The sequence below is a fragment of the Sphingomonadaceae bacterium OTU29LAMAA1 genome, assembly GCA_024072375.1.
GTDB lineage: Bacteria > Pseudomonadota > Alphaproteobacteria > Sphingomonadales > Sphingomonadaceae > Sphingomonas.
The window spans coordinates 2629440-2644033 of the sequence record CP099617.1 but is presented as its reverse complement, the minus strand read 5'-3'; the positions used below and the strand labels follow the sequence as shown (position 1 = coordinate 2644033).

General features: G+C 67.6%; 9 protein-coding genes. 7 read left to right on the top strand and 2 right to left on the bottom strand.

What is annotated here, in order from left to right:
• Window positions 1–4 precede the first annotated feature (4 nt).
• Window positions 5–1477 (bottom strand): glucuronate isomerase, encoded by a 1473-nt coding sequence (gene uxaC, locus NF699_12825; protein USU03946.1) that lies wholly within the window; start codon window positions 1475–1477, stop codon window positions 5–7.
• A 132-nt stretch (window positions 1478–1609) separates the two neighbouring features.
• The gene (locus tag NF699_12820; protein USU03945.1) at window positions 1610–2644 is read right to left on the bottom strand and encodes a LacI family DNA-binding transcriptional regulator; all 1035 of its coding nucleotides are present in this window, start codon (window positions 2642–2644) and stop codon (window positions 1610–1612) included.
• 110 nt (window positions 2645–2754) lie between these two features.
• On the opposite strand from NF699_12820, the gene NF699_12815 reads away from it, so the two are divergent.
• The 7 genes from NF699_12815 to NF699_12785 all read left to right on the top strand — a co-directional run bounded on the left by NF699_12815 (window position 2755) and on the right by NF699_12785 (window position 14591).
• Entirely contained in the window at window positions 2755–4221 is a 1467-nt protein-coding gene (locus tag NF699_12815) for an altronate dehydratase family protein (protein ID USU03944.1), read from the top strand.
• Window positions 4218–5654, top strand: coding sequence for a mannitol dehydrogenase family protein (locus NF699_12810; GenBank protein USU03943.1), 1437 nt, complete (start codon window positions 4218–4220; stop codon window positions 5652–5654). Before NF699_12815 ends, NF699_12810 begins: the two co-directional genes overlap by 4 nt.
• Window positions 5655–5740: 86 nt before the next feature.
• On the top strand, window positions 5741–6532 hold the full coding sequence (locus tag NF699_12805) for a 2-keto-4-pentenoate hydratase (protein ID USU03942.1): 792 nt from the start codon (window positions 5741–5743) through the stop codon (window positions 6530–6532).
• Window positions 6533–6557: 25 nt separating this feature from the next.
• On the top strand, window positions 6558–7892 hold the full coding sequence (locus NF699_12800; protein ID USU03941.1) for an MFS transporter: 1335 nt from the start codon (window positions 6558–6560) through the stop codon (window positions 7890–7892).
• 131 nt (window positions 7893–8023) lie between these two features.
• Window positions 8024–11791: a LamG domain-containing protein gene (locus tag NF699_12795; GenBank protein USU03940.1), complete on the top strand. Its 3768-nt coding sequence runs from the start codon at window positions 8024–8026 to the stop codon at window positions 11789–11791.
• 85 nt (window positions 11792–11876) lie between these two features.
• Window positions 11877–13184 carry a DUF885 domain-containing protein gene (locus NF699_12790; GenBank protein USU03939.1) on the top strand — a complete coding sequence of 436 codons (1308 nt, stop codon included), beginning with the start codon at window positions 11877–11879 and terminating at the stop codon, window positions 13182–13184.
• Window positions 13185–13280: 96 nt separating this feature from the next.
• Window positions 13281–14591 carry a glycoside hydrolase family 130 protein gene (locus NF699_12785; protein USU03938.1) on the top strand — a complete coding sequence of 437 codons (1311 nt, stop codon included), beginning with the start codon at window positions 13281–13283 and terminating at the stop codon, window positions 14589–14591.
• Window positions 14592–14594 lie beyond the last annotated feature (3 nt).

The window sequence follows — 14594 nt, the reverse complement described above, 5'->3', positions numbered from 1 at the left end:
CTCCTTAAGCGGCGACGCTGTCGTAAATAGTGGAACGGCTTCCCACGCCTGTATCAGCACCGTCGTCGATGCGATAGGCACGGCGGACGAGGCCGCTGGTCAATTCCTGCGCCAGTTCGGCCGCTTCCCAATCCTCCAGCCGGTGTTCGGCGACGAGGCGGGCGAGAAAGCCGCAGTCGATCCGCCGCGCGACGTCGTGCCGCGCGGGGATCGACAGGAAGGCACGCGTGTCGTCGTTGAAGCCGACCGTGTTGTAGAAGCCGGCGGTTTCCGTCGTCATCTCGCGGAAGCGGCGCATGCCCTCCGGCGAATCGTGGAACCACCAGCTCGGTCCCAGCTTCAGGCACGGATAATGCCCGGCGAGCGGCGCGAGTTCGCGGGCGTAGACGCTCTCGTCCAGCGTGAAGAGGATGATCGACAGGTCAGTCGAGGTGCCGAACCGGTCGAGCAGCGGCTTCAGGCCATGGACGTAATCGGTACGGCCGGGGATGTCCGCACCCTTGTCGCGGCCATGGCTGGCGAACAGGCCGGCATTGTGGTTGCGCACGCTGCCGGGGTGGATCTGCATCACCATCCCGTCCTCGACGCTCATGCCGGCCATTTCCGTCAGCATCTGCGCGCGGAACAGCTCGGCGTCGGCAGGCGTCCAGGCGCTGCCGTTGATGCGCGCGAACAGCGCCTCGCATTCGGGCGTCGACAGGTTCGCGGTCGCCGCAGTCGGGTGGCCGTGGTCGGTTGCGGTGGCGCCGGCGGCGCGGAAATCAGCACGGCGCTTGCGATGCGCGGCCAGATACCCCTGCCAGCTATAGACGTCCTCGCCGGTCAGCTCGGCGAAGCGACGCATCGCGCCGGCGAATTGCTCATGCTCGACGTCGATCACGCCATCGGGGCGATAAGTTGTGACGACACGGCCGTTCCAGCCGCTCTCCCGAATACGCTGATGCGCGTCGAGGCTGTCGTGTGCGCCCTCGGTCGTCGCGAGGAAATCGATGCGGAAGCGATCGAACAGCGCGCGCGGGCGGAACGCCTCGGTCGCCAGCTTCTCGCCGATCGCATCGAAATACAGGTCGGCCGTCGTGGGTTCGAAAGCGACATCAAGGCCGAATACCTCGCTGAACACATGATCGAGCCACATCTGGGACGGCGTGCCGCGGAACAGACGGTAATGATCCGCCAGTACGCGCCACGCTGCACGGGTATCAGTCGCCGGCACGCCATCGCGACGCGGGATCGCCAGCGCATCGAGGTTGACACCCTGACTATAGAGCATCCGGTAGAGATAATGATCGGGCGCCAGGAGCAACGTCGTCGCGTCGGTCCAGTTCGCATTTTCCGCGAACCACGTCGGATCGGTATGGCCGTGCGGGCTAACGATCGGCAGGTCGGCGACCTCGGCGTACAGCGTCCGTGCGATGTCGCGCGTCGCCGGATCGGCAGGGAACAGCCGGTCGGGGTGCAGTTCGAGACGCCGGGTCACAGCCGTTTTCCTCTCCGTCGGTCTTCGCGATCACCGATCTGGTAACCGGTGTCAGATTGTCGTGCAACCATTGCCGTCACTTTCGTCGGTTCGGATATTCACGCGACGACTGCGGCATGGTCATATTCCATATCAACCGGCCGCGGGCGGCGACGCCACCGAGCCCCGGCGGATCAGCGTCGAGAGGAACAGCGAAGGCTCCTCGACCTCCGCCTCGCCTTCCTGTTCGCCGGCGATCAACTTAAGCGCGGCGGAGCGCGCCATAGAGGCGATCGGCCAGCGTACCGTCGTCAGCGGCGGCCAGACATGCGCGGCAATCGGCGTGTCGTCGAAGCCGATGATCGACAGGTCGCGCGGAATCTCCAGCCCGCGTTGGCGGGCGGCGTGGATGACGCCCGCCGCCATCTCGTCGTTGCTGGAAAATATGGCGGTCGGGCGCGGGATGACGTCTAGCAGGCGCTCCGCCGCGATCAGCCCCGAATCGAACGTGTAATTGCCGTCGGCTATCATGCTGCGCGGCAAGGCGATCCCGGCTGCGACAAGCGCATCCTCGAACCCCGCACGGCGCTCGCGCGCCGAACGGAAGCCGTGCGGGCCGCCGACGAAGCCGATCCTTTTGTGGCCCTGTGCGATCAGATAATCGGTCGCCGCGCGTACGGCCTCGCGATCGTTGGAGGCGACCATCCGCGTCGTCACGTCGAGCACCGCCGATCCCATGCGGACATAGCGGCAGCCGATATCGTCGCACAGCTTCGCGACACTGTCATTCTCGCTGATCGGCGGCATCAGCAGCACGCCGAACAGTCGCTGCCGTTCGAGGAAATGGCGCAGATCCTCTAGCATCGTCGCCGATCCCCGATCCAGCGGGCGCACCACCATTTCGAACTCGGTATCGTGCAGCGCCTCCAGCATCCCCTGCTGGACGTTCATCACCGTCTGCGCGTTGGGATTGTCGTGGACCAGACCGATCAGGAAGTTGCGGCGCAGGGCGAGCGCGCGGGCCTGCGGGTTGGGGATATAGCCCAGATCGGCGATTACGGTCTCGACGCGCTTGCGGGTATCGTCGTTGAGCAGCGGTGACCGGTTGATGACGCGACTGACCGTCTTCTTGGAAACCCCCGCGATCCGGGCCACGTCGTTGATGGTGGGCTGACCGGATTTGCGCATGTCGGCCACGATAGCCGCGCGATCGCAACCCCGCCAGCCCGCCCCGCCTTGCACCCGAACACTATCTGCGCGATAAAAAGACACCGGTGTCCCGGCGAGAGAGAGGATCCATGACCAAGGCGCTGACCATCGCCCCGGGCGACAGCGTGGCGACGCTGCTGGAGGACGCACACGCCGGCGATATCGTCGCGGACGTGCGGCTGACCGCCGACATACCCCGCGGCCACAAGGTCGCGCTGTCGCCGATTGCCGCCAATGCGCCGGTGCTCAAATACGGCTTTCCGATCGGCCGCGCCCGCCGCGCGATCGCGCCGGGCGAGCATGTCCACAGCGACAATCTGGCGACCGGCCTGTCCGGCACCGGCAGCTACACCTACGATCCCAAGGCGTCGCCGACGCCCGAGGCACGGACCGGCGCGACCTTCCAAGGCTATGTCCGTGCCGACGGCCGGGTCGGAACCCGCAACGAGATCTGGATCTTGCCCACCGTCGGCTGCGTCGCCCGCACCGCCGAACGGATCGCGAAACAGGCGGGTGCGCAGGTCGATGGCCAGGTTGATGGTGTCCACGCCTTCACCCATCCCCACGGCTGTTCGCAGCTGGGGCAGGACCTCGCCGGCGTTCGCGCGATCCTCGCCAGCCTCGCCTGCCATCCCAATGCCGGCGGCGTGCTGCTCGTCGGGCTGGGCTGCGAGGAAAATCAGGTCAAGGAGTTGCTCGCCGCGATCCCGCCCGAACGGCATGGCGCCATCCGTTATCTCACCGCGCAGTTCAGCGCCGACGAGGTCGAGGAAGGCTGCGCATTGGTCGCCGAACTGGCGCAGCAGGCGGCGATGCCGCGGCAGACGGTCGGCCTCGATCGGCTGGTGCTGGGCGTCAAATGCGGCGGATCGGACGGACTGTCGGGCCTCACCGCCAATCCGTTGGTCGGCCAGATCAGCGACCGCGTGACGGAAGCGGGCGGGCGCGTCGTCTTCACCGAAATCCCGGAAATATTCGGCGCCGAACAGATGCTGATGGACCGCGCCGCCAGCACCGACGTGTTCGACCGGATGGTTGGCATCATCAACGGGTTCCGACAATATTTCATCGACCACGGTGAACCCATCAGCGAGAATCCCTCCCCCGGTAACGTCGTCGGCGGCATCACCACGCTGGAGGAGAAATCGCTCGGCGCAGTCCAAAAGGCGGGGCGCGCGACCATCACCGACGTCATCGACTACGGTGAGCGGGTCCGGGCCGATGGACTGACCCTGCTGGAGGCGCCGGGCAACGACGCGGTGTCGTCGACCGCACTGGCGGCGGCGGGCGCGACCGCGATCCTGTTCACCACCGGCCGCGGCACGCCGCTCGGCTTTCCGGTGCCGACGGTCAAGATCGCCTCCAATTCCGATCTCGCGACACGCAAGCCCGGCTGGATCGACTTCGACGCGGGCGCCGTGCTCGACCGCGGCTTCGAGGCGGCGGAGGCGATGCTGCTGGAGCGTATCTGCGCGATCGCATCGGGCGCGCCGACCGCGGCCGAGAACAACGACGAACGCGAGATCGCGATCTGGAAACGGGGTGTGACGCTGTGAACCGATTGACCGCCTCGACGCTCGACCAACTTGCCCCTGCCATGCAAAGTCCGCGCGGGCGGCCCGAGCCGAGCGTCGGCATCGTCCATTTCGGCCCCGGCGCGTTCCACCGCGCGCACCAGGCCGCTTATGTCGACACCGTGCTCCAGCATGATCCACGTTGGGGAATCGCCGCCGTGTCGATGCGCTCGCGCGGCACGGTCGAGGCGCTGGAGCAGCAGGACGGCCTCTACACGCTGGCAATCCGCGATGCCGAATCGGACATGCGCGTGATCGGCGCCCATCGGCGCTTCCTAGCGCCGGATGCCGCCGCCGAGACGCGCGCCTTGCTTGCCGACCCCGCGGTCGGTCTGGTCACCACCACCGTCACCGAAAAGGGCTATTGCCTGAGCGGCGACGGCACGCTCGACATGGAGCATCCCGATATCCTCCACGATCTGGCGGGCACCGCAGTCCCGGCGAGCGTCGTCGGCTGGATCGTTGCAGGTCTTGCCTCGCGTCGGTCGGCGGGCGTGCGGCCCTTCATCCCGCTGCCGTGCGACAATCTCGCAAGCAACGGCGCCAAGCTGCACGCCGCGCTGGTCGCCTTCGCCCGTGCGATCGATCCGGACCTCGCCGACTGGATCGCCGGGGAAGTGCGGGTGCCCTCGACCATGGTCGATTCGATCACCCCCGCCTCCGACGCCGACCTCTACGCCAAGGTCGCCGAGGGCATCGGCCTGGAGGATCGCGCCGCCGTGCAGCGCGAACGCTTCACGCAATGGGTGATCCAGGATGTCGGCGTACCGCTCGGCCCCGATCTGGCGAGCGCGGGCGCGACCGTCACCAGCGACGTCGCCGCTTATGAAAAGGCGAAGCTGCGCATCCTCAACGGCGCGCATTCGACGCTGGCCTATCTCGGCCTGCTGCGCGGCCATATCAGCGTCGCGGACGCGATGGCCGATGCCGATCTGGCGCGCTTCGTCGATACGATGATCCGCACTGACATCATCCCGATGCTACCCGCGGTCCCCGGTTTCGACCTCGACGAGTATCGCGAAGCCGTGCTCGCCCGCTTCCGCAACCCGGCGATCGTCCACCGACTCGATCAGATCGCGATCGATGGGTCGCAGAAGCTGCCGTATCGCCTCGGCGACACGCTCGCCGCCAATCGTGCCGCCGGGCGGATGCCCGCACATGTCGTCGCGGCGCTGGGAGGCTGGGTCGCCTTCCTGATCGCGCGCAGCCGCGCCGGGATGACGATCGCCGACCCCGCCGGCGATCGGCTTGCGGCCGCGGCACAGGACGGCGATTCGGTTGCGCTCGTCCGCCGCCTTACCGAAGCGGGACTGGGCTTGCCGCCGCAGGTCGCGGGCGATGCACCTTTGCTCGCCGCTATCAAGGCGGCCGCAAGCGCGGCACACGAAAAGCGTTGGGATATGTTGCTGCGCTGAACCGGCGCTTGTCATTGACACCGGTTTCCCATACCCATCGGCCAACGATCAGAACATTATGAGAGGGGGGCGGACAGCCCGATCCGATGCCACAGACCGATACCGCATCCGTTCACGACATTGCCCGCGCCTTCGTCGAAGCACGCCGCGACGGCCACGCCTTGCCCGATTACCCGGGTGCGATCCCTGCCGACCTCACCACGGCGTATCGCGTACAGGATGCCGCGCTCGATCTGGCGGAGGGTGAGGTCGTCGGCTGGAAAGTCGGGCGCATCAATCCCGCGATCGACGGCATCGACCGGCTGAGCGGCCCGATCTTCGCCGATACCGTGTTCGACGCGACCGACGGCGATCTTTCGATGCCGATCTTCGCCGACGGCTTCGGCGCGGCGGAGGCGGAGTTCCTGATCCGCATCGGCACCGCGCCCGATCCCGCCAAGACCAGCTACACGATGGACGAAGCGCGCGGACTGATCGACGCGGTGCATGTCGGGATCGAGATCGCGAGTTCGCCCTTCCCCGGCATCAACACGCACGGGCCGACCGTCACCATCTCCGATTTCGGCAACAACAACGGGCTGGTGATCGGCGATGCGATCCCCGACTGGCGCGATGTCGACCTCAATGCATGGCCGATCACGCTCGACATCAACGGGACGCGGATCGGCGCGGCGACCGCGGCGACGATGCTGGACGGCCCGATCGGCGCCGCCCGCTTCCTGTTCGAACATATGGCGGGGCGCGGCATCCCGCTGACGCCCGGCCAGTGGATTTCCAGCGGCGCGGTGACGGGGGTCCACCCCGTCGCGGTCGGCGACCGGGTGGAAGCCTCGTTCGACGGTCGCTACACCGTCGGCTGCACGATCAAGGCCCGCTAAGAGGCCGCACAACCGGAGAGAGATGATGGCGACGACGAAGGGTACGGGCACCGGGGGTACGGGTTTCGGGGGTGCGCAGAGCGAGGCGCAGATCGCCGCCGCCGCCTCGACCGTGGGCCGCTACCGCTGGGTGATCTGCGCATTGCTGTTCGCGGCGACCGCGATCAACTACGTCGACCGGCAGATGATCGGCGTGCTCAAGCCGACGATCTCGAAGGATCTGGGCTGGTCGGAAACGACCTATGCCGACGTGATCTTCTGGTTCCAGGCCGCCTATGCGATCGGGTATCTCAGCTTCGGCAAGATCGTCGATGTGGTCGGCGCGCGGATCGGCTATTCGATCGCCTTCGTGATCTGGACCGCGGGCCACATCCTGTGCGGTTTCGTCAACACCGCCTTCCAGTTCAGCCTCGCCCGGGCGCTGCTCGGCATCGGTGAAAGCGGCAACTTCCCCGCCGGCATCAAGGCGGTGACCGAATGGTTCCCCGCCAAGGAGCGCGCGCTGGCGACCGGCGTGTTCAACGCCGGCGCGAACATCGGCGCGGTGGTGACGCCGCTGGTGGTGCCGTGGATCGTCATCGACATGGGGCTCGGCTGGCGGATGGCGTTCGTCATCACCGGCCTGTTCAGCTTCATCTGGCTGTTCGCCTGGATCGCCATCTATCGCCGCCCGCGCGAACAGCCGCGGCTGTCGGCGGACGAGCTCGCCTATATCGAGAGCGACCCCGCCGATCCGGTCAAGCCGATCGCGTGGAGCAAGCTGATCCGCTATCGCGAGACCTGGGCGTTTGCGCTCGGCAAGTTCCTGATCGACCCGATCTGGTGGCTGTTCCTGTTCTGGACGCCCGATTTCCTCGGCAAGACCTACAACCTCGACCTCAAGACCTTCGGGCCGCCGCTGATCGTGATCTACCTGATCTCCGATATCGGCTCGGTCGCGGGCGGCTGGTCGTCGTCGCGGCTGATGAAGCGCGGCTTCACCGCCAACGCCGCACGCAAGCTGACCATGCTGGTCTGCGCGATCCTGGTGATGCCGATCTTCTTCGCCCAATATGCCAGCAGCGTCTGGCTGGCGGTGGCGATCGTCGGGCTGGCGACCGCGGCACACCAGGCGTTCTCGGCCAACCTCTACACGCTGCCGTCGGACATGTTCCCGCGCGCGGCGGTAGGGTCGGTGATCGGCATCGGCGGCACCGTCGGCGCGATCGGCGGCATGCTGATGGCGAAGTTCACCGGGTACATCCTGGAGACGACGGGCAGCTACACGCCGATCTTCGCGGTCGCCGGATCGACCTACCTGATCGCGGTGATCGTGATCCACCTGCTCAGCCCGCGGCTGGCGCGGGTGGACGCCGCCTGACCTGACATAACAAGAACGCTGGCCTCACCCTTCGCCGGCTACGCCGTCTCTCCCTCTCCCGTCGGGAGAGGGAAGGGGCCCGCGGCGAAGCCGTGGGAAGGGTGAGGGCAGCCTGCCTTTGGAGAGGCTGTATGAAACTCACCTCCACGCTCGCCCTTGCCACCGCCCTGCTCGCCACCCCGGCGGTGGCGCAGGACGGGCTGCTGTTCCGCGTCTCCGCCGACAAGGACCTGACCGCGAACAAGGCCGGCGGCGATCCCGTCCCCAATTTCCGCAGCGCGGTCACTGTCACGCCCGATGGCGCGATCGGCGGGGCGGCGCGCTGGGCGGACGAGGGCTATGTCGCGTGGAAGGCGCCGGGCAACATGGTCGCGCAGCGCGGCACGCTCGCCTTCTTCTGGCGCGCCCGCGATCCCGTCACCGAAGCGCCGTTCGTCATCTTCCGCGCGGGGTTCGCCGATCACACCAGCTGGGACATGGCGTTCCTGCGGATCGACTGGAACGGCCACGGCTTCGACGCCTTCGTCACCGACGCCAATCTGTCGCGGCTGCGCGTGTCGTGGCGCATCCCGACCCCGCCGACCCCTGAGCAATGGGAGCATATCGCCTTTGCCTGGGACGAGACGGCAGGCGTCCGCCTGTTCGTCGATGGCAAGGAAGTCGCGCGGCTCGACCAAAAGGCCGACCTCGATTCCGGGCTGGACCAGTTCGGTATGGCGGGGCGCGTCATCTCGCCTCATCAGGTGCAGAGCCGCTACAGCTTCATGCGCGGTAGCGATCTCGACGAGATCCGTGTCTACGACCGCATGCTCGGCTCCGCTGACGTTGCAGCGCTCGCCGCCAAGCAGGAACCAGCCGCAAGCCCGCCAGCCGACGCCGCCGCGCAGCGCACTGCATGGCTGCATCGCTACGGCTGGGACAAAAGCGCGCCGCCGGTCCTGGCCGATCCCGTCACCAGCGTCCGCCGCATCGAATTCGCCGATGCCAAGGACCTGAAGGAATGGATGTACAAGGGCGTCGACGGCATCGCCGAAACGACGTGGCCCGGCGTCTACAACCGGTCGAAGCTGCCCGGCCGCGACGATTATTTCGAGCTGCCCGACTGGAACACCTATGTCGAGGGCGGCAAGCGCTACGACCTGACGGTGCCGGAGGGGCAGAGCTTCAACCGCGTCGAGCTGCGCGGCGCGGCCTACGGCACGTTGAGCTGGAACGGCACCCGCCTCGCCACCCGCGCCAAGGGCGTGGTGCGCAGCGTCGATGCGGTGGCGCCGCATACCGGCGGCGTGCTGAGCTTCACCAACGTCATGCAGGAACAGCCGATCCAGGAGATCTGGGCTTATGACGTCGGCGCTACGCCCGAGCCTGCCGGCAGCTTCAAGCTGAGTTACACGATCGATGCCGCCGCTTCACCGAAGATGGCGGTGCTCGACGGGCTCAACACCTATATCGCCGGCCGCTATCCCGCCGGCGAGCGCGCCACCGTGCTGGCGATGCCGTCGTCGGGGATGAAGGTCGCGGTAGGCGCCGGCGCGGCGGGCGCGAGCGGTGCGGCGGTGCAGCGCGCGCCCGGCAAGCCGATCGCCCACGTGCTGATCCCGGCGAGCTTCGGCGATGCCTATCCCGACAAGCCGCTGGCGCGGGCCTGGGATTACGGCTGGCAGAACGTGCACGACGGGCTGGACGGGATCGCGATCGACCTGCCCGCGATGAAGGGTGCGACAGGCGCGCCCATCCCACTCAACATCCGCATCGCCGATCCGATCTGGCCCGGCCGTGCGATGATCGACCTGTCGGTATCGGTCCGCCCCGGCGAGGCGCGCACCCTGTGGCTCGACCTGCGCGACCGCATCCTCTCCAACGACAGCCTGTACCTGACGATCGCCTCGGGCGCGGAAAGCTTCGACGCGCAGAGCCTGAACGGGGCGAAGATCCGCCTCGTCTTCAAGCCGCGCGATCAGGCGAAGGCGGAGCATGTCGCCGACCGCTTCAACCAGGTCCGCGACAATTGGGGCTTCCTGGTCGAGGAGCATACCGCGTCGAAGCGTGCGGGGCTGTACCAGCGGTTGTTCGCCGACATCACCGACCTGCTCCGCGTCGATCCCGATCACGTGCAGGGCCGCGCTTATTGGGCGGACATCAACTACCGGCCGGAGAACATGCCCGCGGTCGCACTGCCGCCGGTTCCCGCCGGTGTGCCCGCCTGGGCGGCGCGGCAGCTGGACGACCTGAAGATCACGCGCGACTTCGTGACGTGGTGGATCGATCATCGTCAGGTGCCCTATGGCGATTTCGGCGGCGGTATCTCCGACGACACCGATTTGACGCAGCAATGGCCCGGCCTCGCGCTGATGGGAGTCGAGCCGGACAAGGTGAACGCCTCGCTGCGCGCGGTATCCGACGCGGTGTTCAGGAACGGCATGCGGGTGAACGGCCTCGGCTATATCACCACCGACGAACTGCATGCCTATGAGGAGGGGCTGAACTCCGACGCGCAGCGACTCTACCTCAACTGGGGCGAGCCCAGGGCGGTCGAGCGGATCATGGAGACGACCCGCGCGCTGCAGGGTGTGATCCTGAAGAACCCCGCCGGCCATATGCACTTCGCCAGCAACTGGTACGGCGGCCGCAAGATGTACCGCGAGGGCGCGTTCGCGTGGCAGAAGCCGTACAGCTTCACGGTGCTGCACGGCCCCATCCTGCTGGGCCTCTACAACGGCAGCCCGGCCGCGCGGGGGCTGGTGACCGGCGTGATCGACGGCTGGATGGCCCATGGCAAGCAAGCCGCCGACGGGACCTGGAATTATCCCAACGAGATCAACTGGGACACGGACGCGACGCGCGTCGGCGACGGTGGCGGCGTGTCGACGCCGTTACAGGGCGCGTGGGCCGCGTGGCGCTTCACCGGCGACGACACGTATCTGCGCCCGATCGTGGCGCGGGTGGGCAAGTCGGGCAGTGGCCTGGCCGAATTCAACGAGAACGCATTCGACCTGATGCCGGGGGGCACGGCATTGCGCGCGAAGATCGCGAAGGTGGCGGGCAGCGATCCGTTCGCGCGATATACCGCGTGGACCGCCACCGGCGACACCGCGACGCTGGCCGCGCTGCATGCGGACGCATGGACCGACAAGGCGCAGCACCAATATATGTATACCGAGGGCCATTGGTGGTCCGATAGGGTCGACCAGCCGAACGAGATCCTGCAACGCGAGCGACTTGGCGGGATCGCGCTGCGCCGCAACCAGACGTGGCCGGGTAATACCGTCAGCTGGCGCTTCGCGACGTCGGGCGCGGCGGAGCAGGTCGCGATCCTGGTTCCCGGCGCGACACGGGATGCGTTCCGGGTCATCGCCTACAACACCAGCGACGTGCCCCAGCGTGCGACGATGACGACGTGGAACGTCACCGCAGGATCGTGGCAGGTGCGGACGAGCACCAGCACGGACGAAGGCAAGACGCCGGTTGCGGGGGGTGTGCAATCGACGGTGCCGCTGGAACGCAGCGTCGGAATGGACGTGACCTTCGCCCCCCGCACGACGACGGTGATCGAGGCAAAGCTGATGCAGCCGACGACGCCGGTCGAAACGCGGCCGGATATCGGCATCGGATCGGACGATGTGACGGTGAGGGGACGGCGCGTGACGCTGACCGTACATGGTCTGGGGTCGACGCCATCGGGTACGGGTATCGCGACGCTGGTGGCGGCGGATGGCCGCGTCGTCGCGACCGCACCGATCCCGGCTATGGAGGCGCCGAACGACCTGAAGCCACGGACGGTGACGGTCCAGCTGATGGCCCCGGGCGCCACCACCGGGCTAACCGCCCGCGTGGCACTGGCGGGCGACGCGCCGGAGGTGACGCGGCTGAACAACACCGTACCTGTGGTGGGGCGGTGATGCCCGGTATCGGGACGGCGACCGTCCGCCGATTGCGCCCTCGTGTTCCCGTGAACGCACGAAACCGGGGCCGGGGCCGGGCAGCATGACGCAGCGTAACGCCTGCGACCCCGGACTGTCGCCGGTGCAAAAGCACGGGCATATGCCTGCTGCGACTGGACCGCACCGGCGGTCCGTGATCGTCGGGATGGGTGCGACGATGCTGTCCGCCTGCGTCCGCGATCGCGGTGGCGACCATAGCCCCGACGACACCCTGCGTCTTGCTCTGGACGAGGCGGCGGGATCGCCGCCGGCGCAGGCGCTTTCGCGGCTCGCCGGATTCGAGGCACGGACATTGCCGGCGTCGCAGCGGCTCGACCTCGTCACGGCCCGTGCCGGGCTGGCGATCGACGAGCGTCTGGCTGCCATCCCCGCGACGCGTGGCGCCAAGGGCGGCTACCGTCCGCTCGCGGACGCCGGGCCGATCGCGGCGGACCATTATGCGCTGCTGCTGGCCCGGCCGCTGGGGCCGGTCACGCCGCAGGCGGCACAGGCGCGGCTGACACGCGAGCTGGACGGCCTGCATGCCCGTGCCGCAGCGGCGTTCTCCACGATCGGCATCACCGGCGGCAGTATCGGGGATCGCTACAGCCGGCTGTGGCGCGACGAACGCTTCCTGTACCCCGACGCCGCTGCGGCCGTCGCCGATATGACGAGGATGCTGGAAGCCGCCCGTGCCCGCATTCCGGCGACGATCGGACCGGTTCCCGCCTGGTGCACCGACGTCGGTGTCCGCACGCTGTCCGCGGAGGAAATCGCGGCAGGCAGGAACGGCTATCGCGCAGTACCGACGCCGACGCAGCCGGGTGCCTATATCGTCGACCTGAAGCAGCTTGGCCGCCGGCCGAGCTGGACGCTGCCCAGCGTCGTCGCGCACGAATTGCTGCCCGGGCATATGATCCAGCTCGGGCTGGAGGGCATCGCACCGCCGCATCCGCTGCGGATCACCTATGCCGGCAGCTTCGTCGAAGGGTGGGGCATTCATGCCGAGGCGGTTGCGGCGGAGGACGGCGCCTTCGCCGATCCGCGCACGATGCTCGGCCATCTCCATTGGCTGATCTTTCGGGTCGCCCGCGCGCTTGCGGATCTGGGTATCCATCTCGACCGCTGGAGCCTCGACGCGGCGCGGGCGCGGCTGATCGAATGGCAGGGCGAACCGGGCTATTTCGCGCCCTACGACACCGAGCTGCCGCGGATCGTGCAGGAACCGGCGCAGCGCGTCGGCGAGGCGATGGCGTGGCTGGCGATCGCCGATGCCGCGCGCGACCGGCGCGGAGCCGCCAGGATCGCCTTACATCGGCGATTGCTCGACCACGGGCGGATGCGGAGCGACGCGGTCGGCAATATTTCCTAACGCAAATCAGGGATCGGGGCGGACCCGCCGATACGTTCATGCGTCTGACGATCGATGCATCGGGCCGGTCGGCCCGTCCGCCCCGGAGACTGTACCTTGGCCGCTTCCTTCGTTCGCCACCTCGATCCGACCCTGTTGCCCGATCCCAAGCGAACGGTGATCCGGCCGTTCCTGCCCGGCGATCCCGACCCCTTTCGCGTCGAGGGCAAACCGCGCGGCGACCGGATCGTCGAGCGGACGCTGGCGATGTCGGACGACGAGGTCCAGCAACTGGTCGATATCATCATCGAGGGGCTCGGCGTCCGTCACCGCGAGGTGCCCGCGCTGCTGATGCGGCGCTTCGACGAGGTGGCGCCCCAGCTGAAGCTCGACACCACCGTGTCCGACAAGCGCAAGATGCTGATCGGCGGCTATTTCAGCGCGGAATATTCGTTCGAGGCGGCGGCGCTGTTCAACCCCAGCATCGTGCCGCATCCGGATCAGGACGAGTGCCCGGATGGTGCGATCCGGTTCGTCCTGTCATTGCGGGGTATCGGCGAAGGGCATCTGTCATCGGTGACGTTCCGCACCGGTATCTGGGGTCCGGGGGACGACACGCTGGTGCTCGATCCACCAAGCCAGCAGGGCGTGCCGCCATTGCTGGAGGAGCCCGACCCCGACCTCGTCCGCCAGATCGGGGCGAAGGCGCTGATCCAGCTGAACTGTCGCGAATCGCGCGAGCCGTCCGAAACCGTACTGTTCCCGGTGATCGAATCGCAGAACCGGGGAATCGAGGATCTGCGGCTGGTGCAATTCCGCGAGGACGACGGCAACCAGACCTATATCGGCAGCTACACCGCGGTCAGCGACAAGGGGGCGCGGCAGGAGGTGCTGCAGACCGACGATTTCCGGCTGTTCCACATGCACCCGGTCGACGGGCCGGTGGCGCCCGGCAAGGGCATGGCGCTGTTCCCGCGGCGGATCGGCGGCAAGTTCGCCGCGCTGTTCCGGCACGACAACGAGAACCTGTGGTACGGGACCAGCGACACGCCGCTGGAATGGCAGGATCCGGTGCGGATCATGACGCCCGAATATCCGTGGGAGTTCGTGCAGATCGGCAATTGCGGATCGCCGATCGAGATCAACGAGGGCTGGCTGGTCATCACGCATGGCGTCGGCATCGTCCGCAGCTATTGCATCGGCGCGGCGCTGCTCGACCGGGATGATCCGACCAGGGTGCTGAAGCGACTGGCCGAACCGTTGATCGCGCCGGACGGCGAGACGTGGGACGGTTACGTGCCCAACGTCGTCTACACCTGCGGCGCGCTGGTGCGGGGACGGACGCTGCTGCTGCCCTATGCGCTGGCGGACGACATGACGACCTTCGCGACGGTGCCGCTGGACGATCTGATCGCCGCGATGCGGTGATCC

What these genes read in the sequence shown, in the direction of transcription:
- NF699_12815 (USU03944.1), top strand. Translation starts at nt 2,755, where the DNA reads ATGACCAAGGCGCTGACCATCGCCCCGGGCGACAGCGTGGCGACGCTG.
- NF699_12805 (USU03942.1), top strand. Translation starts at nt 5,741, where the DNA reads ATGCCACAGACCGATACCGCATCCGTTCACGACATTGCCCGCGCCTTC.
- NF699_12795 (USU03940.1), top strand. Translation starts at nt 8,024, where the DNA reads ATGAAACTCACCTCCACGCTCGCCCTTGCCACCGCCCTGCTCGCCACC.
- NF699_12800 (USU03941.1), top strand. Translation starts at nt 6,558, where the DNA reads ATGGCGACGACGAAGGGTACGGGCACCGGGGGTACGGGTTTCGGGGGT.
- NF699_12790 (USU03939.1), top strand. Translation starts at nt 11,877, where the DNA reads ATGACGCAGCGTAACGCCTGCGACCCCGGACTGTCGCCGGTGCAAAAG.
- NF699_12820 (USU03945.1), bottom strand. Translation starts at nt 2,644, where the DNA reads ATGCGCAAATCCGGTCAGCCCACCATCAACGACGTGGCCCGGATCGCG.